The following is a 23888-nucleotide window of genomic DNA, read 5'->3' on the forward strand; positions in this document are numbered from 1 at the left end:
CTGACACTGAAAGACAGGCCCTGATCGCTGCACCGCCGAGTCGCAGCGCAGAAAGCAGGGCGAACGCAACAAGCGTTTAGAACGAGAAGCGCGAAGGCTCTTCAAAACCCACGAGGCGGGTGGCAGCGGTATCCCAGGGTTGCTGGACTTCGAAATTGTTGCCGTTCTTGGTCACCAGCGTGAAGCGCATCACGGGCATGTGACCGACGATGGCGGCAATGCGGCCGCCTTCGTTGAGCTGGGCATACAGCGCGTCGGGAACCTGGGCCACCGAGCCGCTGAGCACGATCACGTCAAACGCGCCCTGAGCCAGGGAAGCGGTGGCACCGTTGGCCAGTTTGACTTCGACATTCTTGACGCCGGCGCTGAGCAGATTCTCACGGGCCATTTCGGCCAGTTCGGGGTCGATCTCCAGTGTCACGACCTCCTTGGCCTGGGCAGCCAGCAGGGCTGCCATATAGCCGGAGCCGGTGCCGATTTCGAGCACGCGGTCGGTGGGCTTGATCTTCACGTCTTGCAGCATGCGCGCTTCGATCTTGGGTGCCAGCATGTGCCAGCCTTTGGCTGCGGCTTCTTCGGCAGTGCCCTTCAGGGGGACTTCAATGTCCATATAGGCCATGTTCGCGTATTCAGGCGACACATAGTCTTCACGGTGGACCTTGCCCATCAACTCCAGCACGGACTCGTCCAGCACGTTCCAGGGACGGATTTGCTGTTCGATCATGTTGAAACGAGCCTGCGCGTGCACATCGCGCGGGTCCACTTGGGCATTCATTGGCAGGGCCATGGTATCTCCGGGGAAAGACTTATCAGGACAAACCGTCGATTCTACGAGCCTCGGAGGCTTCGTGCGGCGGCTCAGCGCTTTTTGAGGGGGCGCCAGACCATTTACGGCGCATCCAGTTGGCAAAATCATCGAGATAGCAGTACACCACGGGCACCACGACCAGGGTCAGCAGCGAGGAGGTGATGACGCCGCCGATCACGGCCTGACCCATGGGGGCGCGTTGCTCGGAGCCTTCGGTGACCGCAAAGGCCAGCGGCACCATGCCGAAGATCATGGCCAGCGTGGTCATGAGGATCGGGCGCAGGCGCACGCGGGCGGCCAGCAGCAGCGCTTCGTTGCGCGGCAGGCCCGGAGCGGTCTGGCCGCTGGCCTCGTCGGTACGGGGTTCGCGGGCGCGGATGGCAAAGTCCACCAGCAAAATGGCATTCTTGGTCACCAGACCCATGAGCATGACCACGCCGATGATGGAGAACATGGACAGGGCCGAGCCGAACATCATCAGGGCCAGCACCACGCCTATCAATGTCAGGGGTAGCGAGGTCATCAGCGCCAGGGGTTGGAGAAAGCTCTTGAACTGGCTGGCCAGAATCATGTAGATGAAGATGATCGCCAGCATCAGCGCGGAAATTGCGTAGCCAAAGGATTCGGCCATGTTCTTGGCCGCGCCGCTGAACTGGTAGCTGTAGCCGGGCGGCATGGGAATGGTGGCCAGCGCCTGCTTGATATCGGCCGTGACCTCGCCCGTGCTGCGCAGATAGACATTGGCGTTGATGGCGACCTCGCGGTTGAGATTGCGGCGGTTGATCTGGCTCGGGCCGGTGCTGTCCACCACGCTGGCAACCTGGTTGAGGCGCACGATGCGCATGCCGCCATCTCCGGCCGCCAGCGCAAACGGCAGGCGCTCCAGGTCCTGTGGCGTGGTGCGCGCCTCGGGCTCGAGCCGCACATTCACGTCATAGGTCTGATCGTCGCTGGCCCGCCAGTTGCCCACCGTCTGGCCGGCCACCCAGGTGCGCAGCGCGCCGGCCATATTGCCTATCGACAGGCCCAGGTCGGCCGCGGCATCGCGATGGACCTCGATGTTGACCATGGGCTTGTTGGGCTTGAGGCTGGAGTCCAGATCGACCAGGCCCGGAATATCGTCAATGCGCTCCTGCACGATCTGGCTCAGGCGGGCCAGTTCGTCCAGATCCGGGCCCATGAGCGAGAACTCGACCTGCTTTTGCCCGCCCACGGCCTCGCGCAGGCCCACATGGGTGAGCTTGATGCCTGCAATCGCCTGCAGCCTGGGGCGCAGATAGGCCGAAATCTCGTCCACATTGCGGCTGCGCTGGTGGCGGTCGACCAGGCGCACATAGATATTGGCGTAGTTCTTGCCGTTGGCATTGCCGGTGTTGATGGTGGTCAGCGTGTAGCGCACCTCGGGCAAGTCGCGCAATATGTCCGTCACCTGTCTGGCCTTGGCTTCGGTGGCTTCGATCGAGGAGCCTTCGGGGGTGTTAAAGCTGATCGAAGTTTCCGAGAAGTCCGCCTTGGGCACAAATTCAGTGCCAAGCAAGGGTACAAGAGCGATGCTTGCTATGAAAATAATGAATGCCAGCGCCAGGGTGAGCAGCTTATGAGCCAGCGACCAGCGCAGAATGCCCTGGTAGAAGTCCGAGAGCCGATCGCTCATGCGCTCCACCCAGGCCGTCACGCGCCCCAGCGTGCGGTCGTACAGGCTTTTGCGGCCATGCTCGCCATGGGCGTGAATCGCCGGGTCATGCCAGACGCTGGAAAGCATGGGGTCCAGCGTGAAGCTGACGAACATGGAGATCAGCACGGCTGCCACGATGGTGATGCCGAACTCATGGAAGAACTGCCCGATGATGCCGCCCATAAAGCCTATGGGTAGAAACACGGCGACGATGGAAAGCGTGGTGGCGAGCACGGCCAGCCCGATCTCTTGCGTGCCTTCCATGGCTGCCTGGTAGGCGGTCTTGCCCATCTGCACATGGCGCACGATGTTCTCGCGCACCACGATGGCATCGTCGATCAGCAGACCCACGCACAGCGAGAGCGCCATCAGCGTGACCATATTGATGGAAAAGCCGAACCAGTACATGAAGAGGAAGGTGCCGATTAGCGCGATGGGCAGTGTCAGTCCCGTGATCACCGTGGAGCGCCAGGAGTTCAGGAACAGAAACACGATGAGCACCGTGAGCAAGGCCCCTTCGATCAGCGTCTGGCGCACGTTGTCCACGCCCACGCGGATGGCGCGCGAGTTGTCGGCAATTGCCTGCAGGCGCACGCCGGGCGGCAGCTCGGGGGCGATTGCCTTGATCGCTGCATTCAGGCCGTCGACCACCTCGATGGTGTTCTCGTCCTGGGCTTTTTGAACGGACATCAGCAGCGTACGGCCGCCGTTGTACAGCGCCAGGGTCTGCAGCTCCTGAGCATCGTCCTGCACGCGGGCCAGCTGGCCGACGCGGATCGGAGCGCCGTTGCGGTGGGCCACGATGATGCGGGCAAATTCCTCGGGGCGCTGAATGCGGGCATCGATCTGCACCACGCGTTCCTGGGCCTTGGAGCGGATCGCCCCCACGGGCAGATCCTGGTTCTCGGCACGCACCGCCTGGGCAACCTGCTCGGGGGTGATGGAGTAGGCCTCGAGCGCCCGTGGGTCCAGATAGACATTGATTTCGCGCTTGGTGGCTCCGACCATGTTCACGGCGCCCACGCCGCGCACGTTCTCCAGCCGCTTTTTCAGCACCTGGTCGGCCCAGCTGGTCAGTGCAATCGCATCGGGCGGCGTCACGCTCTGGCCATCGGGGGCGGTCTCGCCGTGCAGGGCATGGGGGTCTGGCAGCACGGCCAGCGACCACACCGCCGTGCTAGCCGGGTCGAAACGGATGACACGCGGTTCCTTGACCTCGTCACGCAGAGTGGGGCGCACCGAGGCGACCTTCTCGCGCACATCGTCGGCAGCGCGGCGACCGTCTATATGCAGCTGGAACTCGATGATGACGACGCTGGTGCCTTCGTAGCTGCGCGAGGTCAGGGCATTGATGCCCGCGACCGAGTTGACGGCTTCCTCGATCTTCTTGGTGACCTCGCTCTCCACGATCTCGGGCGAGGCTCCCGGATACTCGACCGTGACCACCACCACGGGAAATTCGATGTTCGGGAACTGGTCGACCTTGAGCCGTTGGTAGGAAAAAACGCCCAGCACCACAAAGGCCAGCATGAGCATGGTGGCCAGCACCGGGTTTTTCAGGCTGATGCGCGTGAACCACATTTAGGGGCTCCCAGGACGATCTGCATTCGATCCCTTTGCGCCGGGGGCAGCAGCCGCAGCTGGGCTCGACGCTTCAACCAGCGTGCCTTCGCGCAGACCGCCGGTGCTGCCGGCCAGTATCCGGTCACCCGCATCCAGACCCTTGAGGATCTGCACCCAGGTTGCGCCTTCATGGGCGGACTGGCGTCCCAGCTCCACGGTCTTGTGGACCACGCGAAGCTCTGTGCGGCCGGCCACCTCCTGGGCCGGCCCCGGTGCGACTGCGACCACGGCGGGCTTGCCGGCTTGCAGCACTTGCACATAGGGCTGGGGCTTGTCGGTGCGCACGGCGGCCAGAGGTGCGGCCAGCTGGCTGTCCTTGCCGGTCAGTATGCTGCCCTGCAAGAACAGGCCGGGGCGTAACTGGGGCGAGCGCTGGCTGCTATTGTTTTTGGCGGCCTCGTCCTCTTGTACCGCCAGATAGGCCGCCACGGTGCGCGAGCCGGTCTGGGCACTGGGATTGATGCGCACCACCTTGGCGCTGATGGCCTTCATGTCCTGGGGGGCACCTGGCACTTGCAGCTCGGCCATCTGGCCGACCTGGACCTGTACCGAATCTGCGGGTGCCAGCTGGGCCATGATTTCCAGCTTGGCTGGGTCGACGACTTCGACGATGCGCGCTTCCACACCGACGCGCTCGCCGTTCTGGACAAAGCGCTGGGCGATCTGTCCGTTCATGGGGCTGGTGATGACGGCGTCGGTGACGGACTTGCGGGCCGCATCGGCGGCGGCCTGGGCGGCGGCCAGATTGGCACGGGCCGAATCCAGGTTGGCCTGAGAGGTCAGCAGTGCCGTGGTAGAGATAAAGCCTTTTTGTACCAGGGCCGCATTGTTATCCTGGTTGCGCTGGGCAATCGCCAGCTGGGCTCTGGAAGCATCGGCCTGCTGCTGGGCCTGGCGCCAGCGTGCCTCGGCCTCCGTGGCATCGACGCGCGCCAGCTGCTGGCCCTTGCGAACGCTATCGCCTTCGCGCACCGTCAGGCCGCGCAGCTCGCCCGCGACATAGGCCTTGACCACGGCCGAGTTCACCGCCTGAACCACGCCGTTGAGCGGAACGCTCAAAGCAAGCTGAAGGGGCTGGACCGTCAGAATCTCCTGGGCGGCCAGTTGTATGGGCAGCTCCTGAGGAACCGCAGCATGGTTCGCGGCCTGTTTTTTATGCTGCAGATTGACGACTGCGCGCCAGCCTATGACGACCAGCAAGCCGATCAGGGCCAGACTCAAGGCCCAGCGGCCGGAACGCTTCATGGTGTGTATCCCTCTGATGCAGGTTTTTCTGTTCTATGCGCCACATGGTAGGTGCGCCGGACACGGCTTGTATTGCAAAGCAGCAAGCAGTGTAGTGGGCGCCCTGCAGCATAGCGGGGCCGCAATCGCTGTCATTGGTGAAAATGGGTAGTTGATTTGAGCTACGCTTGACGCGTCTTAAAAACAAGGAGCCGGTGATGGCAGCGGAAACCATTTATCTGGGCGGAGGTTGCTTCTGGTGCACCGAAGCCGTCTTCGACCGTGTGCGCGGCATTGCCGATGTGGAGAGCGGCTATGCCAATGGCCACCTGGATCATCCCAGCTACGACGATATCTGTACCGGACAGACCGGCCATGCCGAGGTGGTGAAACTTGACTTCGACCCCGCGGTCATCAGCCTGCGCGATGTGCTGCTGATCTTCTTCGGCACCCATGATCCGACCACGCTGAACCGCCAGGGCAACGACGTGGGCACGCAGTACCGCAGCGCAATCTTCACCACCCATGCGCAGCAGACGGCTGAGGCACAGGCATTGCTGCAGGAAATGCAGAACGAAAAAGCATTTGATGCACCCATGGTCACCCAGATAGAGCCCCTGACCAACTACTGGCCTGCCGAAGACTACCACCAGGACTATTTTCTGCAGCACCCCGGCCAGGGGTACTGCGCTTTCGTGATAGGCCCCAAGGTGCAGAAATTCCAGAAAGCGTTCTCACGCTGGCTCAAGGATTAAGCCTGTCTTTCAGCGTATGGCACTGGAGTGCAGATACACTCTGCAACCCTTGGCCGATTTCGCACCGTCCGAAGCCGATCTAGCTCCATAACGTGTCACTTCACTCCCATCTGCGCCGACCCCGCCGCTCAGCACCTGCTGACGGTCGCCTGTGCCTGCGCGAAATCTGGGTGATGCGCTGGCTGATGGGCCTGCTGGCCCTGGCCATGGTGCTGGGGCCGACGCTGGGCCAGATGCACCGTGCCGTTCACCTGGGCAGCGCGCCTGGGGGCAAGACCTATGCGGTGCACAGCCATGCGGCACCCGCGCTATCGGCAGTCTCTGCCGAGGTGGCGGGAACTTGCCTGGCTGAGCGCAGCAGCTGCGCCTCGGACCTGTCCTGGGTGCATGCGCTGTTTGCCGGTCATGGACCCGCAGAATGCCAGTTGCTGGACCAGGCCAATCATGGCTATGCAGGGCCTGTGGCCGTGCTCGCTTTCAGTGCGCCGCCACCCGACAGTTTCATCCCCCGGCCTTTTGCTCCCGCGCCCAGAGCCGTCTTTATTGCAGCACCGCTGGCTGCACGCGCACCCCCTCTGTCTCTCAGCTCCGTGGTCTAGGTAGGAGCCATGCTGCGGCATGGCTTGCCGCCCAGGCCAAAACTTCAGAATTGATAGCTATAAGCGCTTTATACATAAGCGATTCTGGCTGTTTTTATTGAATATCCGTGCGTACTTTCTTTGATCGTCTGCGTGCGCACGGTTGTTTGTGGAACTGAGATGTCTCAACGTTTTTCGAATTCTTCCGCCCATTCCTTGCGCCGCTCCCCCAAGTCGGCTCTGGCCCGCGCCATCGAGGCACTGCAGCCGGCAAGGCGCGGACTGGCCCTGGGCACAGGCCTGGGCCTGTTGGCCTGTTCACCCCTGGCCTTTGCGCAGTCCGACGCGGCCAAGCAGGAATCCAGCCTGGCTGAGGTGACGGTGTCGGCGACTGGCATGGCCGCCGGCGATATGGCCACGCCCGTCCAGGTGCTCGGCGAAGAGGAACTGCGCCTGCGCCGCGCTGCAACCCTGGGCGAGACCCTGGCGGCCGAGCCCGGCATCAATGCCAGCCATTTCGGCGCGGGAGCCAGCCGACCGGTGATTCGCGGCATGGATGGTGCGCGGGTCTCCGTGCTCAGCGATGGCTCGGAGTTGCTTGACGCCTCAACCGTCAGCCCCGACCATGCGGTGACCACCGAGCCTTTGCTGGCCAGGCAGATCGAAGTGCTGCGCGGCCCTTCGGCCTTGCTTTACAGCCCTGGTGCCATGGGAGGCGTGGTGAATGTGCTGGATGGCAAGATTCCGACTCAAGTGCCCGAGAAGGGCCTGGAAGGTTCGGCCGAGGTGCAGGCCAGCACGGCTGCAGGCATGTCGGCAGGCGCGTTCTCCCTGACCACGGCTACACCGCTGAAGAACGATAACGGCCAGCTGGTGCTGCATGCCGAAGGCGTGGCGCGCAACGCGGGAGACTATCGCGTGGGCAGCGGCTGGGGCCAGAGCAAGGTTCCGGGCAGCTTCAGCCGCGGCAACACGGGCAGCGTGGGTCTGTCCTGGGTAGGCAATCAGGGCTATCTGGGCCTGGCCTATACGCGGCAGCAGGCCAAGTACGGCTTGCCCGGCCATCAGCACAGCTTCGAAGGCTGCCACGCACATGGCGATCACCTGCACTGCGGCTCCCATGACGGGCATGACCACGACCATGATCACGAGGAAAGCGGCAGCGTGCCCGTGGTCGACCTGACCAGCGAACGCTGGGATCTGCGTGGCGAATGGCGCAAGCCCACCGCCGGTATTGCCGCGCTGCGTTTGCGCGGCGGCCTGACCAATTACCGCCACGACGAGATCGAGGATGGCAGCGTGGCCACCCAGTTCAGAAACAAGGCCCATGACCTGCGCCTGGAGATGGAGCATGAGCCCATCGCCGGCTGGCGTGGCACCCTGGGCCTGCAAACCCTCAAGCGCCGCTTCAGTGCGACAGGCGAAGAGGCCTATGTGCAGCCCACGGATACCCAGCGCCACAGCCTCTATCTGCTGGAGGAATACCGCTGGCAGGATTGGAGTTTTCAGGGGGCCTTGCGCCACGACCGCCAGCGCGTGGAAGCTGAGCTGAGCAACGAGCGTCGCAGCCACAGCGCCACTTCGGCGTCGCTGGGCACGGTCTGGAAGTTCCAGCCCGGCTATAGCGCATCGGCCTCGTTCACCAGCGGCAGCCGCATGCCCACGGCCGAAGAGCTGTTTGCCAACGGCCTGCACATGGCCACGGCAACCTACGAGATCGGCAATCCCAATCTGTCGCGCGAGCGCTCGCAGGCGCTGGACCTGGGCCTGGCCAAGACGGCTGGTGATACGACCTGGAAGCTCAATGCCTATCACTACCGCATCAAGGGCTATATCTACGGCGCCACGCTCGATGCTCACGAAGGGCTGCAGCTGCTGCAATACACCCAGGGCAATGCGCGCTTTACAGGCTGGGAGGCTCAGCTGAGTCAGCGGCTGAGCCGCGAGTTGAGCCTGAGTGTGTTTGGCGACGGCGTGCGCGCGCGTCTGGAAGACGGCTCTGCGCTGCCCCGCATTCCGGCTTTGCGTGCCGGCTTGCGTGTGAATGCGCGTCTGGCTGGCTGGGACACCATGGCTGAATGGACCCAGGTGCTGCGTCAGAACCGCACGGCCCAGTACGAAACCCAGACGCCGGGCTACGGCATGCTGAACCTGGGCGCCAGTTACCTATGGAAGAGCGGTGGCAACCAGTGGCAGTTCTATGTCAAGGGCCAGAACCTGACCAACCGCCTGGCGTATGCAGCGACCTCCTTTATCAAGAGTGCTGCACCTTTGACGGGGCGCAATCTGGTGGTCGGTCTGAGAATGGACTTCTGAAGCAGCTCTTTGTGAGCTAAATGGCATCCAGCCCAGGTTTGCTCCGGGCTGGATGCCATGGCTATAGATAGTGCTGCAGATGGCGCAGGGAACGAGTGCTGTCCACGCCGATCCTGCCAATCACTTCCGATTCGGGCACTCCGGCGCGCAGCCATTGCACGATGGCCGTGTTGCGCAAGACCTGCGGCCCCACGCGCTGCAGCGGAAATTTCTGACTGTCCTCGGGCTGGGCCTGATGGGCGCGCTGGATGATCTGCGAGGCCACATGGAACAGCATGCGTACCGACAATTCGCCGCCACGGCGCGAATAGAAGACGATATGGTTGCCGTCAATCACCGACGGCCCGCGCTGCGCTGCGCTGAATCTTCTCCAGCTTTGCAAGGCCTGGGCCACGGAGTCGGGCAGCTCAAGCAGCCGTTGCTGAGCATTTCTGCCTCCTTCCATCTGCAGGTAGCGGGGCAGGGGCGACTCGCCGTTTGCAATGCTTTCCGAGCGGCCAATCCAGACCTGATCGGCGCTTGAACGCAGGTTCTTCCATAGCAGGCAGCGTACCTCCTCGGGGGCCAGAGCCATTTCGTAGAGCAACAGCACAATGGCTCGGTCGCGTGCGTCCTGGTAGCCGTCTGCGCTGGGAAAGTGCCTTGGCAGCGATTGCCAGAGCAGGGGAGGCAGACAATGGCCCTTGCCGTCTTCGGAGGGCGGTCGGTCGGCCGGCTCGAGACCGGTTGCGGGGTTGGCGCTGATCCAGCCATGCTCCATCGCATGGTCATAGATGCGTTCCAGCAGCCGCCAGTAGCGGCGGCGGGTGACCGGACTGATCTTGCGTTCGGGGTGGTGGTGCGCGCGTTGTCCGTCGCGTATCTGCAGGAAGCTCTGCACATCCAGCTCGCTTGCCTGATGCCAGGACTTTGAAGAACGCGGTCTGCGGGCAGGGCGCTCCTTGCCGGCGATAGCAACCTGCCCGGACAGATGCATCAACCAGGCCTGCCAGACCTTTTCATAGTTGCCGTCCGGAGAGGTGTTCAGCGCATCCCAGCTCTTGCTGCCCTCATGCTCGAGCCAGTCGCGAAACAACTGGCTTCCGGATGGCAGTGTGGATGGATCTGGAGGCTGCTGATCCGGAATGTTTCTGTTTTGCATGGATTGATTTTAATGTAACTTACATGAAATGGTCATTGCTACCAAGAAACATTCACTCAACTGGCTATAAGCCCAAGTAATCAGAGAAGAGGGGGCTTTCTGCCGAAGTTCCCTCTCATTTTCATGACAGACCCATCGAAACTCAGGGCGCCAGTCGCTCACGAATCCAGTGTTGACCTTCCTGGCGGTAGCTCAGGCGGTCGTGCAGCCGGCTCTTGCGTCCCTGCCAGAATTCCCAGCGCTCGGGCACCAGCCGGAAACCGCCCCAATGTGGAGGCCGGGGAGGGTTGAGCAAAAACTGTGCACTGTATTTGGCAGCGTTGGCTACCAGCACGCTGCGGCCGCTGATGACCTGGCTTTGTGGGCTGGCCCAGGCCCCGATCCTGGAGTCCAGCGGGCGGCTTGCAAAGTAGGCGTCGCTTTCTTCGGCGCTGACCTTTTCCACACGGCCTTCGATGCGTACCACACGCTCAAGCTCCACCCAGTGAAATTGCAGGGCAGCAAATGGATTGCCTGCCAGTTGCTGGCCCTTGCGGCTGTCGTAATTGGTGTACCAGACAATGCCACGCTCGTCATAGCCTTTGATCAGCACGATGCGGGTGCTGGGCCGCAGGTCCTCGCTCACGGTTGCCACGGTCATGGCGTTGGGCTCGGGTACCTGGGCACTGACAGCCTCCTGCAGCCATTGATCGAACTGGTGCAGGGGATTGGGGTCGGAAGCGGATTCGCTCAACTCTGCGCGTTCATAGCTTTTGCGCAGATCGGCAATGGATGAAGATAGGCTGCTCATGCGCGTATTGTGCCGCGCTGTCAAAGCTGGCGTTATGCTCGGCGGCAATATGAATCAAGAAGTTTTGCGCGCTCCCTCAATCGATCCAGGTCAGCCTTGTGTGCTAGTTCTCGCTGCGGGCAGAGGCGATCGATTTCTCGCATCAGGCGGTTCCAGCCACAAGCTTCAAGCCATGCTGGGCCTGCAAACCGTTCTGCAAAACACTCTGGCTGCAGTGCAGGCCTCCGGTCTGCCCTGGCATCTGGAATGCGGGCCGCATCCCGGCATGGGCGACAGCATTGCAGCGGCCGTCAAGGCCACAGCCGGCGCCAATGGCTGGCTGATCCTGCCTGCAGATTTGCCCTTGATTCAAGCCAGCACGCTGCAACAACTGGCTTTGCAGCTGGCACAGCTGGAGAGTCGTGAGCTGCGTGTGATCCAACCGTTTTATCAGGGTCAGAAGGGCCATCCTGTGGCTTTCAGTCGTGCCGCCGCGCAGGAACTTGCCGAGCTGAGTGGCGATCTGGGCGCGGCCTCCATCGTGCGCAACGCGGCGGCGAATCAGCGTCTGCAACGCTGGGACTGCGATGACATAGGCTGTGTGCTCGATGTGGACACCGTGCAGGCCTTGGAAGAGGCGCGCGGGATCTGGCAGCAGCGCAATTCTTGATTGTCTAAAAGACTCTGAGTGAGGGCCTGACTCGGTAGCCTTTGAATTTGCCGAGCTCGTCAATCAGCCAAGGCCCGGCTCCGGCTGCCTGACCTTGTCCTTGAAATGCACGCCCGCTGCTCATTTACCAGGCGATGGCAGGCTTAGGCACCGCGCTCGATCACGGCACAAGCCAGGCGCGCGCCGGAATTGCCAGTCGGCTGGGTCGTGTAGTCATCCGGATCGTTGTGAACGATCAGCGATCGACCCAGAATGCCGTTGCTGCCTCTGTCGAGCTTGAGCTCTTTGCTCACAAAATCGATGGCTGTCACGCCTTGGGTATCGGCATCTAGGCTGGGCAAATCGCCGATGTGATGAGCCTTGCTGTCGCCGAACTTGCCATGCGCCTGCTGTCCCGGGTTGAAGTGGCCGCCGGCGCTCAAGCCGTCTCCGCTGGAGCAGTCGCCTTTTTCATGGACGTGAAAGCCGTGCTCGGTATTCGGCGCCAGCCCTTCCACACGGCCTTTTACTCGCACGCTGCCGTCAGGTTGCGGGAAGAACTGCACCGTGCCCGTTACCTGGCTGCCCTTGGTGGCTTCCAGGCGTGCAATCGACTGCACGCCTTTCCCGGGACTTGCCGCTGAAGCTGCTTCAGAAGAAGAGGGAGAGGGCACTGCCGTGTTGCTGGTCGTGGAGCAGGCTGTCATGGCCAGGCTTGCAACAATCGTCAAACCTGCCCAGGCAGGGCGCGAAAAGAGGGAGGCAACACGGTTGGGGGACATGGCAATCTTTCCGAATTCAAAAGGGCATTGTGCCCCGGATCGTCAGAATTTCAAGTGTTTTTGCCCTGTAGCCCAATACAGTAAAGCGCTGGTAGCTATGTTTCAAATAGCAGCAAAAGACGGGCAGCCGCTTTGTTGGAAATCTGCATAGGCCAACAGGCGCTTGAGTGCCTTGTCGTCGATGCCCAGTCGTTGCAGCTCCTCGAAAGTGGCCTGTGCATAGTCCAGCGTTGTGCCATATATGCCCTGGGCCTCAGAGAAGATACGCCGGTATTCGTCCGGCGCCAGCTCGCCGGTGTGATGCGGGCTTTGGCGCGAGAGCGTGAATGCGAGGGCCTTCACGGCACCATGCGGCGTGCGGCAAGGCAGCCAGCGCGGGTCATAGACAGCATTGGGCATCTCACGCAACCAGAGCTTGCGCATTACGGTATCGCCTTGGTTGCGCGGAATGCGGAAGGCCATGCCCTGGCAACTGCCGCCAGAGAGCATGCCGAACACCAGGCCTGGCACCTGGGGCGTGCCACGATTGATGGTGCTCCACATTTTGAGAGCACGGTGCCAACCATGCACATGCGCCGAGCGACGTTCGCTGAAGTCGAATTCTGGACGCCAGATCAGGGATCCATAGCCAAAAATCCACAAATCCTCGTCGCCTCCCCACTGCGCCAGAGCCCGCTCCAGCATCTGGTCAGCATCACGCATGGAATGGTTCAACAAGGGCAGGGCGGACATGGAAACTCCTCAAACCGGATTCAGGACTGAATTGACTTTGATATATAACGCGCTGGCGCGCCGTCGGTGCACCTGCACATGCGCGAAGGCGTAAAAGCAACGCTTTCCCGCAGTGAAATGTCCGAGATTTGAATCTTTTTTGCGATTGCAGCCGCAGCCGCCGTTAGGGCGTTTCATGGCAAGCCTCTAGAATGCGTGGTTTTGTCGCTTTGCCAGCCGGAAGCTCGGAATCAGGCCGCAAAGCGTCACGAATACAGGTTTCGTACTTTCATAATCACCCGCAAATACGGAGATTTCATTCATGTCCTTCAACAGCTCTGACGACGATAGCCAACAACGCTTTGCCCTGGGTTTTCTGTTTGCCCTGATTGCTCTGGTTGTCTCCACCGTCGTCGGCACCGTCGTCTACAAGCGCGGTATTTCCCATGCACCCAAGACTGAAGCAGCAGTGTCCGCACCCAGCGCGACCAACGTGCCAGTGGTGGTGATTGAAGAAACCGCCCGCGTGATCGTTGAAAACGGTGTGGTCAAGTTCTACTTTGTCTCGGGCAAGGCTGAGGTGGCCGCTGGCGCCAACGAAGCGCTGAGCGACGTGGTCAAGGGCATGGCCGAAGGCAAGCGCGCCGTGATCTCCGGTTTCCATGATGCAACCGGCAGCGCTGAAATCAATGCCGAGCTGGCCAAGCAACGTGCCCAGGCCGTCCAGGCCGCCCTGATGGCATTGGGCGTGGCGGAAGACAAGGTCGAGCTGAAGAAGCCAGAGCAAACCCAGGCCGATGGCTCCAACGCTGAAGCTCGCCGCGTGGAGGTGATTCTGGCCGACTGATTCAGCCGGCACTCTGACCCAGAGCCCGATACGGCATCCGCTGTATCGGGCTTTTTTGCTGTTCGCAACTGGTCCAATCAGCTGTTTTCAATGAACCCAGCTGCTGGAGGCTGACCCAGAGCGAGGACTCTTTCGATGCCGTCGGCATCGACCTGGCGCATGACAAACGATCTCCGCGCAAAGCGCATGGAACGGATCTGCCAGCACCCGTTAATGCGTTCGTACTCATCGCTGTACTGGCCGCAGAGATTGACGATAGTGCGTTCCTTGACATTGATCTGGCAAAAATCCAGATCCCACAAGCCTTTGGCGCTATCAGCGCATGTAAAGCGGATCTCAGGGTTGTGGCCGTGATGCATATCCTGGATGGAAGGGTTGGCAACCGCCAGTCTGGTGAAGGTTGCAACCCATTCTTCGCGATCCGAAAAAGGCGGAAAGCCGTCGGCTTCGATGACTGCACCATGCTTCACAAAGCACTCACGCATGGCGTTCGGCTGCTTTTGATCGCAGGCCCGCAGGTATCGAGCCTTCAACGTTGTTATCGAATGGATATCTTCAAGATGCCGCAAACGTTGCTGAAGTTGGGCCAGAATCGCATCGCTCATTGCCTGTCTCCGGATTTGTGTTTGAGCACGGAGTCTTGAATAGCGGCCAATGACTGAAAACCCCTGTTTGGACGATAGATAGCCCGCTCAGGCGTGAAAAAAGCGGCAACCAGGTGCCGCTCGTTCCAGGAATCCGGAGAAGAAAAATCAACGCAGACCGGTGCCGGTGCCCAGATCGTCCTTGCGTTGGATTAGCTCAATCTTGTAGCCATCGGGATCCGTCACAAAAGCTATCACCGTGCTGCCACCTTTGACAGGGCCTGCTTCACGGGTCACATTGCCGCCAGCAGCCTTGATCTTCTCGCAGGCTGCATAGGCATCGGGCACGCCCAAAGCAATATGACCGTAAGCCGTACCCATGTCGTAGCTCTCGGTGCCCCAGTTGTAGGTCAACTCAATCTCCGCCTGACCCGGGTTTCCGCCTTCGAAGCCGAGAAAGGCCAACGAGTACTTGTACTCGGTGTTCTCGGACGTGCGCAGCAGTTGCATGCCGATGACGTTGGTATAGAAATCAATAGAGCGCTGGAGATTGCCAACGCGCAGCATCGTGTGGAGGAATCGCATGGTCGCCATTTTGCCAGCAGGTTAGGAGCTGTATATGAATAGGGGCAGATGCAGCGCTCTGATCCTCGCGTGGTTAGACAGGAGCCTGCTTCCACCACGGGCGGATTACGGAGACTGCCGGGTATTCAACCAGGCCGCGCGCCTTCATGGCCTTGGTGATGAAGCTGCGGATCTCGCGCCCCAGGCGCATCGTGGGGTGCGATGTGTTCCAGACCGGCCGGCCGAAAGGCAGCACCGGCTGCAGCGCCATTGCCTCTGCATACTTTTGGGGCGTTGGTACCTGTTTGAAGCAATGTGTTTCGTGCGGCAAGCCGATTAAGATGTCACCCGTAGTAGCACCAAAGCAGCTTGGTTATGGGAATTACTAACTACCAAGCTACGGCACGTAAACGTACGAGAACCGATCAGGTGAGGTAACAATGGATTTGGGACCGAGGGACTTCGATGAATACAACGAAACCGATGTTAGGGAGGAAATTATTGCTCCGTTCTTGCGGCATTTGGGCTACCGTACAGGGGGAGAGCACAATATTCGACGTGAGCTGACACTCACCTACGACAGAATAAGTTTAGGGCGTCGAAAAACTAAGGACCCTCTCTTAACGGGTAAGGCTGATTACATCTGCACGGCTGGTAGGAGAGTCCAGTGGGTTATTGAGGCAAAACCTCCGAGAGAGAAGCTAACTACGCAGTCCGAGGAGCAGGCTTGGACTTATGCGAATCACCCCAACGTTAAGGCTGTTTACCATTGCCTTACGAATGGTCGAGAGTTCAAAGTTTTCCAAACAAGTAATGGACCTGAGCATCCGCCAATTTTTGCTTGCAGCTACGAAGAACTTAAAGAGCGAATTGTGGCCTTGGAGAGCCTTCTTCGTCCCGAAAGCGTATTGGCTGCTTTCCCGCTGCAAACAGCTGATCTGGGTGAACCGTTAGGGCCGGGACTGCGGTCCATCGTCCGAATAGCTGGAGGTTTGCAACGTACGACTAGGACTTTTCCCGCACTACCACTACTCAACGAACTTGTCACCACGATTAAGGATGGGCAGGTGGAGCGTGTTGATGACCGACTTAAGGCAGTCATTAATACTCAATCTGCAATTCAGGCCCTGCAAGAACTTAATGAGCAGCTTGGCCTAGATCAGCAAGTTCTTTTTTCTGACGCACAGACCATATCGGTAAATCCTGAACAGCCAACAGAATTTTCTAGTTCGTATGAGGTGGTTCTACCTGCTGGCACTAACCTTTTGGATATCCAGAATTGGAAGCGTGTCACTTTGCCTTCCAACATAACATCGTCCGTAACCGTATCTGCGTTTGTCTATTTGAGTGGCAAGACCAGCCTAGGGCGATTCGATGCATTTATCTCAATGAATTTTCAAGGTAAAGTCGCCCGGTTTCAGCAGTCTGGCGTAGTGGAACTCTATTTAAGCTAACTATTGTTCCGTGGATAGGAGATAGTCTTCCCAGGCACCTATTAACGGCCTGGCAATGGGAGCGCGTGTATTTGTGACCAGTCTCTTATGAGCAACTGGCGCTGTATCTTCTGATATCACCATAAAAGAATAGGGGGAGGGGATGGGCCATTACGATCCTGGGAAATGGCAACGTGAGAATCCGTTCACTGGCGCACGGAACGAAATGAGCTTTTTGTCAAAGCTCATTCTCACAATTGCGTTGCTCTTGGTGGGCGCACTCGCATATAGATATCAGGCCGAGATACTGCGTTTTTTTCAAAGGCCTCCTGCTGCGGCTTCTCAACGATCTGCAGTTCGGCAACCTGAGCCGACAGTTGTTGCACCGAGAGTCTTGGCGCCTGAGACGCCACGCTTGGAATCTACAGGTCAGATTTATCGCTGCGGGAATACCTACAGCAACTCGCCATGCGACGGTGGCAAGCAGCTAGCGCAGCAAAGCAGTCGGCCAGTGGACAGGTCGGAGACAAAGGAAATCTACCTCTGTAAAGACTTTCAAGATCGGCTCACATGGGAGAGCGTGCCGTGCTCAGCAAACGGTCGTTTTATGGATCGTATCGCACGTGTTCCCGCCCACGTATCTTGGGAAGAGCAGATGGCAATCGCCAGACAGCAGAGAGATAAAGCCTACGCCATAGCTGCTGAGCAAGTCGTTCCTGTGACTTCACGTTCGATTTCTTCGACTCCGAACGAATGCCAAATGCTTGAGCAGCACATTCGAGCGTTAGATGCTGAATGTCGCGTCAATGCATGCGGCATGAAGAGGCTCGATGACATTAGGGCAACTCGAAAAGAAGCCCGAGACCGCCAGTTTCGTATCGGTTGCTAGCCGATTTGGAAAATTGGAGCGTTTGCGGACGCGGTTTTATGCCTCGCAAGCTCCTTTTCCATGGTCAAGATTTTCTTGACAAGCCTAGCGTTTTTGCGTTTCAGAGATTCTGCTAGTGCGTAGTTGCCCGCTGCATGATTGAAGGCGAATGCGTCGCAAGCTTCGCATCGCTGTAGCGCAGATCATCAAGGATGTATTGCAGATGCGGCAGCAGGTGGGTGAAGTAATTTCTTGTACGGTTTTTACAGTCTGCCTGCAAGAGCAGCTAGCTAGTACAAAAAATTACTTGGAAATTTCGTCAAGTAAATTTTTGTACTAGCTAGCAATGCTCCGAAAATTTTCTTGATTTTTAGCTCGGTAGGCGTAGGAATGCATGTGCGGACACTTTGAGGAGGCCCACATGTACTCTCCTGGCGTTAGCGACTTGAAGCATTCCGCTGCCCTCAAGCCCAGCGCAGCACTTCGATCGGCCATACGCGCTCGCGGAAGGCGTACAGGCTCTATTACCTATTTCTATAGTCCAAAAAATAATCGAGATCTAATTTTTAGTACAGAACTGGAGTTTTGCTGTGGACTGCTTTTGGAGGCTGATGAGCAGGTTAAGAATTATGAAGTTGATTCGGAGTTAATTAATTATCATTTGAATAGTATAGCTTATTTGGGTGATAAACCAAACTTCATTATATATTTTCATGATGGAAGTACTATTTATAGAAAGACAGAATATCTTGTCGAGAGTAAAAATAATATCAAAGAAGAGAAAAATAAATTCTTCGCAGATGCTGCTGGAATATCCTGGGATTATTTTACAGAACATCAGGCACGTAGCAATCTACGCATAATACATGACTGGATTTTGATATCCGCTGTTCTTTCTCAAACCAGGTTGTCTGTAAAATCTAAGTGGAACAATTTGAGTAGAGAGGTTGTCTCAAATATCGGGGATGGCATTACACTTGGGGGTTTGTGAGAGATATGTAATGAGCCATGGGATGAGATTTTTAGCACTGCGTTTAGGCTAATACAGCTTGGGGTAGTTGAATCGGATTTGAATAATATTCCACTGAGCCCAAAAACTTTTCTAAAGCAGCGACGGTGATTTTATGTCCGTTAAACAACTACTGACGAGAAATTCCGACTACAAAACTTGGCCATCGGTCGATACTTCAGCCTTATCTGAAACTGATAAGTGTCGCTATATTAAATTGCATGATGCCATTGTAGATGTTTGCCAGGGTTCTCTGCCAAGAACTATCTGTAATAGATATGGCATTTCTAAAAGCTTAATGGCTTATTACCTTGATAGGTGCTTGAAAACTCATCCTGATGGGAAGATTTTTGGATTTAGGGCATTGATATCATACTCTCGTTCAGAAGATTATCGTCGGCACGCTGATATCGATCATAAATATAGTAGATATGGTTTCTCTGGAGCATTCTCAAAAATTATGATTGACAATCCTGGGATTGAAGAATGGCTGATATCTCAGTTGGAAGGAAAAAGAGTAGCTGGCATTGGGGTAAAAATTTCTTCTTTACATCAAGAATTTCTGAACGAGCTAAGAAATTCAGGATTTAAAACTAATCAGTATCCTTTTACAACTTCCAGGCATGCTTATGAAGCATTTAGCGTACATGTAAAAAAGCTGCTTAGTTCTGATAATTCGGCAATGCATTCGACGTTCTGGGGGGAAGGGGCATCTCAGGGGGGAGGTCGCAATGAAAAATCTGCCATATTAAAACCAGTTGTTTCGTTGGAGCGATGCGCTTATGACGAATATTCCTTGCCAAGCATTACAACGATACAGGTTTCTCTTGATTATGAAAGCGCTGAAATACCATTAAGTCGTTTGTATTTTTGTCCTGTAGTTGATTATTTTAGCGCTGCTATCCTCGGATTTTCATTATCAATAGGAAGAGGGTTTAATTCATCGGATATATCTAAAGCATTTGAGTTCTTTATTTCACCAATAGAGTATAAAGAAGACATAATTTTTAGTGGCTCCGAGAAACTTTCAGGCGAGGGGTTTCCTGCAGAGGCGATCCCATTTTTTAAAGGAAGGCGAATATCAAACCTTTGCCTTGATAATCACTTGAGCCATCTGGCAAATTCGGTTGTTGTAGAGCTTAGAAGTAGGACGGGGATCTCCGTGACATTTGGGCCAGTTAATAGCTGGATCAATAGATATGTTGTTGAAGGAATATTTTCAGAACTACAAGAGGATTTGCGAGTGTTGCCATCTTCAACAGGAAGTGGCCCAAGAGATCCGCTTGTTGCAGACCCCGTAAGCAAGGCATTAAAATATAAAATACATATTAATTATATTATTGCATTGGTTAATAAACTATGTAGAAGACATAATGCTCAAAGGAGGAGAGCACTGATGTCGTTAACTCCAAATGAAAGAATATCTATAGATTGGGACGATGAATCCCGTTTCAGTATAGTTCCAAAGTATTCTGGAGATTTTCTAATGGAACCAGAAATTTCCGTTGAGAAAATTTGGGTTACCGTTCGTGGCAATCAGTCGAAAAGTAGATCGCCATATATTCAGCTGGATGAGGTTCAATATACAAATGATATATTGCGGCAAAGTTGGTGCTTGATAGGGAAAAAGTTATGCGTACATATTAAGGGTGATTATCGTACTGTTAAGGCATTTAAGGAGGATGGTGGGTATTTTGGAGTATTGAGTGTTAGCGGGGTGTGGGCTTTAACACCGCACGGCAGAGAGGACCGGAAAGAGATTAATCGACTCTATCGGGAAGGAGTTTTTACAGATAGAACAACTGATCCAGTTCGAATGTTTCAGAATTTTCTGATAACTAATGTTCTTCATAAGACATCTATAAAATCATCAAAGAAAATAATACTTAATGATGCAAACAAGCTCGTAAGAACGTTAAGTGCTAATGAAGCTTCAAATATCCCCGGGGAATTTCACAGTTTGACAGAATCAAAAAATGACGAGAAGCTAGCGAAAAACTTAGGTAGGAGAGAGTTTTTTTCTAATGAACCGGAGTAGATTTTTATATGCCGATAAAATCTAAGTCTAAGTCTGCACAATCCTCTGAAGAGAGTCAAAATTTCACATCTACATCCATGAAGGAAGATGGTATTGAGGAAAAAGAGAATGTGAATAATAGAAGATCTAATAGGCGAAGAGCCGGAAAAGTAGAAAATAGCTCCCTGCGCGGGTTGGATGCAGCCACAGACGAACTAGATCATATTAAGAAAAGTAAATTTTCTGGTTCTGATTTGTGCTCTAAAAAGGTACGAATTCAACTAGCCTCAATGCATCCAATGCTGGAGGGTGAATACTTTATCGATACTAGTGATACAGAGGATTTTTATAATGTTGTATTTGATCATGTTTTTGCAAGAAAAAGTGGTTTATATATTACTGGAGAATTTCGCGTCGGTAAGACAAAGAATATATTAAATAGTATATTGAGACTAAAAATTGATCTGCCGATAATTTATGCTGACTTTTTCTCTGGAAAAAGAAATCATAATCAAAGCAAGTTATCATTTTGTCATGATATTTTAAACTCCTTTAAATACTACCCATCACCGCACCAGAACCCAATTGAGGCTTTGCCGCGTTATTTGATTACAAAATCCGTCATGACTGGAAGTAGGACGTGTGTACTTTTCGTTGATGAAGCTCAAATGCTTACGGTTATACAGCTTCGTTATTTATTGGAGATATGGAATGAATTGAGACGAGAAGGATTTTTGTTGGTAACAATTTTGGTTGGACAAAATAATCTAGATTTTTTGATGCAACTTACGGAACAGCAGGATCACGGCGCAGTTATTTCACGATTTTTTGTTAATAAGTTTAATCTTGGTGGAATTCATTCTGAAATGGGATTGAAAAGGTACCTTTCAGCATATGACAACAAGCTTTTTTATCCTATTGAATCTAAATGGTCTTACTCGATGTTCTTTAGAGCTAACGCCTTTGACGGTGGTTGGCGGTTGGAAAGTGAGTGCGGAAGGCTTTGGCAAGCATTGCTGGAGAGGTCGAGAACTAACATTGCTTCACTTCGTAAAAATGGTTTTCGTCTTGCATTTATAAATGATGCTATTCATTCATTTCTTATAGATTCAATGAAGGAAGACATTCTGAGTGAAAAGGAGTCTTTCGAGTTATGGCGCCAATCCGTTTCGTCCGCAGCCTCTAATGACTTGTTAATTGCTTATGTTCCAAATTGAGCTTTCTTCTCCCATGCTATGGTCCGTTTCAGGAGTAGCTAGGTATGAGAGTAGTTGGATGGCATTTCACCGATTCTTATGGATGAATGCCATTAACGGACCTGGCTTGTGGAGAAAAATGATAGGGAGCGATCGTTTAAAGCTACCGATGCCAAGTAGCAGATATTTTCCTGAACAATATATAGATATCATGAGTAAGTATCTTTTTATAAAAGATTTCTTCTCACACTTCGAAAATAGGAGCTTCGCTGCCTGCTTTGGAGCGAAGAATGCAGAATTAATTTGTAGCACACATTCACTGAGATATTGCCCGTTGTGTTTGAATAATTGCTTTCATTCTCCATATTTCCAATTTGCACTAATTGAAGAGTGCCCCTATCATCATGTTCCATTAATTATGGAATGCCTGCACTGTGGTAGAGCATTAGGAGTTCCGCAATTTTTTCCTGGTAATTTTTCTCACCCCATGTGTTGTCAAAGTTGCCAACGAAATTTGATTGATGGTCATTTTTCCTGGCAACTAGTTGCTGGTTCGAGCAAAGGGATTGAGGAATTTTCTCAAATAGAAAATAGTATGGAAAAATTGCGAAATATTCAGTTTGCAGAAGAATATAAAATTCCTGGAGATCCCTGGTCTCCAAAGGCATACAAAAAGATCTGTCAATCAATCGCGGGACTTGCAATTGATAGGAAATATCTAGTATCGGGTGGATTGCGTATATCGGAAGAATGGGATAATTCTAAGGTTGCATTTTCTTCTGATTATTTGATTGAAAGAGGTAAATCTACACTTTTTGATGAAGTTGAAGTATTAATACCAATCGCGAAATCGATTAATAGGCATATTACAAAAAGGATTCGTTCTATCTGTGGGCATAAAAAAACGAGTAAATTGCCTTGGACTACTCATGATCGCCCATTTTCACCTGCCGAGCCTGTGCTTTCTGCAAGATTAGATGACTGTCCATGTTGTGCGTTGCTTGACCAATGGCGAGCATATGCAGGAAAATTAATAGCACTTAGAAATATTATACGAGAAAGAAGACCAGTATATGATGATAGTAACGGATATATTAGAACACGGTACTGTCTATTGGCAAATATTTTAGCGGAGTCATTGATTTCATCATTTTCTTGGTTTGTTTGTAGCTTCTGTGATCATATGGATTGCTTACTTGAAGAATTCTCACCGTACTGGTTTTTTAATGACAGAATATATCTTGATATGCGTGTTCCAACTAATATTATACGTTTTGACACCTTTCGCTTTAATATGCAAATGTTTGGCTATATTATGCAAGACGCGAATGATAAAGAGATATTTGTAGCATTGAGTTTACGTGGGGCTTTTGAGCGTATTAAAAAATATCATGATGACGTTTACTCATTGAAGTTTAAATCAGATAGTTTGAAGGACTGTATTGATATGGATGATTGGTATACTGGTATGTCTGAAAATTTCATTTCGAAAGAATCGCGTAGTTGGAGGCATGTTCCACCCTAGGAGGCAGTCTTATATTCCGGTTGGTGCTGGCACCATTTGGCTGTGGATTGAATCGGTCAATACAACACAATGATCGCCACTGACGCAAGGAGTGTTGGCACGAAGCATAGGCCTCGGATTTACTACACCGAAGCTCAGAAAGCACTGATGTTGGAGCGCTTGAAAGCTGGTGATACCTTTGAGATAGGCAAGCTGTTTGACTGCGCACACACATCGATTCACACCATCCTGAGTGCGACAGAAGGTATCCGGCCACCAGCAAGGCATCGGCCGCGTTCGGCTATACCTCTGGCTGAGTTCGAGGAGATAGCGCGCAGCTTGGCCGCTGGTGAGTCCATCCGCTGAGTTGTCAGTCGCTTGAAGCGAACTAAATCCACCATTAGCCGGGAGCTCATGCGCGATGGCGGCAAGGTTGCTACAGAGCGTCGAAGTGTGACGAGATAGCTTGGCCGCGAGCGCAGCTCCCAAAGACTGCAAGTTGGCCTGTAATCCTGCGTTGGCGCAGATCGTGGCGCGTAAATTGCAGAGTCAATGACATCTCAGGCTACTCGCAGGATGAGCTGGAGGCGATTGCGAGAAAATTAACCGAGCGGCCCAGAAAAACTTTGAGATACAGAACCCCGGCTGAGATGTTTAACGAATGCGTTGCATCGATCGGTTGAATCCACAGTCTGAAGCAGTCGCCGGAGGGGACACTTTTAAGGGCTGCTTCTGGCCGTTCTGAGACGGTCGCCTACCGGTCGACGAGCTGGATTCGTAAGCCGCCGGATAATCATTCAGGACGCACGGATTCCTATTTACCACCAGCTTCACA

At 54.6% G+C, this 23888-nt stretch carries 20 protein-coding genes and 2 pseudogenes; 12 read left to right on the plus strand and 10 right to left on the minus strand.

From position 1 onward, the window contains the following. Positions 1-76: 76 nt before the first annotated feature. The 3 genes from DJFAAGMI_RS05525 to DJFAAGMI_RS05535 are packed head-to-tail and all read right to left on the minus strand — an operon-like array spanning position 77 to position 5351. On the minus strand, positions 77-787 hold the full coding sequence (locus DJFAAGMI_RS05525; RefSeq protein ID WP_004340917.1) for a protein-L-isoaspartate O-methyltransferase family protein: 711 nt from the start codon (positions 785-787) through the stop codon (positions 77-79). A 22-nt stretch (positions 788-809) separates the two neighbouring features. Beyond that, on the minus strand, positions 810-4064 hold the full coding sequence (locus DJFAAGMI_RS05530) for an efflux RND transporter permease subunit (RefSeq protein WP_211456246.1): 3255 nt from the start codon (positions 4062-4064) through the stop codon (positions 810-812). Further along, a complete protein-coding gene (locus DJFAAGMI_RS05535; RefSeq protein WP_211456247.1) occupies positions 4065-5351 on the minus strand; it encodes an efflux RND transporter periplasmic adaptor subunit in 1287 nt (428 codons plus the stop codon). A 197-nt stretch (positions 5352-5548) separates the two neighbouring features. On the opposite strand from DJFAAGMI_RS05535, the gene msrA reads away from it, so the two are divergent. The 3 genes from msrA (at position 5549) to DJFAAGMI_RS05550 (ending at position 8979) form a co-directional block, all read left to right on the plus strand. After that, a complete protein-coding gene (gene msrA / locus DJFAAGMI_RS05540) occupies positions 5549-6085 on the plus strand; it encodes a peptide-methionine (S)-S-oxide reductase MsrA (protein ID WP_211456248.1) in 537 nt (178 codons plus the stop codon). A gap of 92 nt (positions 6086-6177) precedes the next feature. Further along, a complete protein-coding gene (locus tag DJFAAGMI_RS05545) occupies positions 6178-6684 on the plus strand; it encodes a hypothetical protein (protein ID WP_349305217.1) in 507 nt (168 codons plus the stop codon). Between the two features lie 159 nt (positions 6685-6843). Then, on the plus strand, positions 6844-8979 hold the full coding sequence (locus DJFAAGMI_RS05550; RefSeq protein ID WP_211456249.1) for a TonB-dependent receptor domain-containing protein: 2136 nt from the start codon (positions 6844-6846) through the stop codon (positions 8977-8979). A 61-nt stretch (positions 8980-9040) separates the two neighbouring features. On the opposite strand, the gene DJFAAGMI_RS05555 is transcribed toward DJFAAGMI_RS05550, so the two are convergent. Both DJFAAGMI_RS05555 and pdxH read right to left on the minus strand, forming a co-directional pair. Then, positions 9041-10120, minus strand: coding sequence for a tyrosine-type recombinase/integrase (locus tag DJFAAGMI_RS05555; protein ID WP_211456250.1), 1080 nt, complete (start codon positions 10118-10120; stop codon positions 9041-9043). Positions 10121-10262: 142 nt separating this feature from the next. Beyond that, entirely contained in the window at positions 10263-10910 is a 648-nt protein-coding gene (gene pdxH, locus DJFAAGMI_RS05560) for a pyridoxamine 5'-phosphate oxidase (RefSeq protein ID WP_211456251.1), read from the minus strand. 34 nt (positions 10911-10944) lie between these two features. Between pdxH and DJFAAGMI_RS05565 the strand changes: the two genes are divergently transcribed. Then, on the plus strand, positions 10945-11559 hold the full coding sequence (locus DJFAAGMI_RS05565; protein WP_211456744.1) for a nucleotidyltransferase family protein: 615 nt from the start codon (positions 10945-10947) through the stop codon (positions 11557-11559). 143 nt (positions 11560-11702) lie between these two features. On the opposite strand, the gene DJFAAGMI_RS05570 is transcribed toward DJFAAGMI_RS05565, so the two are convergent. Both DJFAAGMI_RS05570 and DJFAAGMI_RS05575 read right to left on the minus strand, forming a co-directional pair. Beyond that, complete coding sequence (locus tag DJFAAGMI_RS05570) at positions 11703-12320, minus strand: superoxide dismutase family protein (RefSeq protein ID WP_211456252.1); 618 nt, start codon at positions 12318-12320, stop codon at positions 11703-11705. A 102-nt stretch (positions 12321-12422) separates the two neighbouring features. Next, positions 12423-13052 (minus strand): gamma-glutamylcyclotransferase, encoded by a 630-nt coding sequence (locus tag DJFAAGMI_RS05575; protein WP_211456253.1) that lies wholly within the window; start codon positions 13050-13052, stop codon positions 12423-12425. A 301-nt stretch (positions 13053-13353) separates the two neighbouring features. On the opposite strand from DJFAAGMI_RS05575, the gene DJFAAGMI_RS05580 reads away from it, so the two are divergent. Continuing rightward, the gene (locus tag DJFAAGMI_RS05580) at positions 13354-13878 is read left to right on the plus strand and encodes an OmpA family protein (RefSeq protein WP_211456254.1); all 525 of its coding nucleotides are present in this window, start codon (positions 13354-13356) and stop codon (positions 13876-13878) included. A 77-nt stretch (positions 13879-13955) separates the two neighbouring features. Here the strand turns inward: DJFAAGMI_RS05580 and DJFAAGMI_RS05585 are convergent, their stop codons facing one another. The 3 genes from DJFAAGMI_RS05585 to DJFAAGMI_RS05595 form a co-directional block, all read right to left on the minus strand. Continuing rightward, positions 13956-14483: a nuclear transport factor 2 family protein gene (locus DJFAAGMI_RS05585; RefSeq protein WP_211456255.1), complete on the minus strand. Its 528-nt coding sequence runs from the start codon at positions 14481-14483 to the stop codon at positions 13956-13958. A 147-nt stretch (positions 14484-14630) separates the two neighbouring features. Continuing rightward, a complete protein-coding gene (gene gloA, locus DJFAAGMI_RS05590) occupies positions 14631-15047 on the minus strand; it encodes a lactoylglutathione lyase (protein WP_003070839.1) in 417 nt (138 codons plus the stop codon). A gap of 73 nt (positions 15048-15120) precedes the next feature. Next, positions 15121-15297: a hypothetical protein gene (locus DJFAAGMI_RS05595; RefSeq protein WP_211456256.1), complete on the minus strand. Its 177-nt coding sequence runs from the start codon at positions 15295-15297 to the stop codon at positions 15121-15123. Positions 15298-15466: 169 nt separating this feature from the next. Here DJFAAGMI_RS05595 and DJFAAGMI_RS05600 point away from each other — a divergent pair, with 169 nt between their 5' ends. From DJFAAGMI_RS05600 to DJFAAGMI_RS24990, 7 genes and pseudogenes are all read left to right on the plus strand, one after another. Further along, complete coding sequence (locus tag DJFAAGMI_RS05600) at positions 15467-16480, plus strand: type I restriction enzyme HsdR N-terminal domain-containing protein (protein WP_211456257.1); 1014 nt, start codon at positions 15467-15469, stop codon at positions 16478-16480. Between the two features lie 1268 nt (positions 16481-17748). Next, positions 17749-18318 (plus strand): hypothetical protein, encoded by a 570-nt coding sequence (locus DJFAAGMI_RS05605; RefSeq protein ID WP_211456258.1) that lies wholly within the window; start codon positions 17749-17751, stop codon positions 18316-18318. 133 nt (positions 18319-18451) lie between these two features. Continuing rightward, positions 18452-20374, plus strand: coding sequence for a hypothetical protein (locus DJFAAGMI_RS05610; RefSeq protein WP_211456259.1), 1923 nt, complete (start codon positions 18452-18454; stop codon positions 20372-20374). 8 nt (positions 20375-20382) lie between these two features. Beyond that, positions 20383-21570 carry an ATP-binding protein gene (locus tag DJFAAGMI_RS05615; protein ID WP_211456260.1) on the plus strand — a complete coding sequence of 396 codons (1188 nt, stop codon included), beginning with the start codon at positions 20383-20385 and terminating at the stop codon, positions 21568-21570. A 58-nt stretch (positions 21571-21628) separates the two neighbouring features. Further along, positions 21629-23074 carry a TniQ family protein gene (locus DJFAAGMI_RS05620; protein WP_211456261.1) on the plus strand — a complete coding sequence of 482 codons (1446 nt, stop codon included), beginning with the start codon at positions 21629-21631 and terminating at the stop codon, positions 23072-23074. Between the two features lie 69 nt (positions 23075-23143). Then, a pseudogene (locus tag DJFAAGMI_RS25280) lies at positions 23144-23606 on the plus strand (helix-turn-helix domain-containing protein); the annotation flags it as partial. 1 nt (position 23607) lies between these two features. Then, positions 23608-23736: pseudogene (locus tag DJFAAGMI_RS24990) on the plus strand (IS30 family transposase); the annotation flags it as partial. Between the last annotated feature and the right edge of the window lie 152 nt (positions 23737-23888).

Source organism: Comamonas brasiliensis, from assembly GCF_018292285.1.
GTDB classification, from domain to species: Bacteria; Pseudomonadota; Gammaproteobacteria; order Burkholderiales; family Burkholderiaceae_C; genus Comamonas; species Comamonas brasiliensis.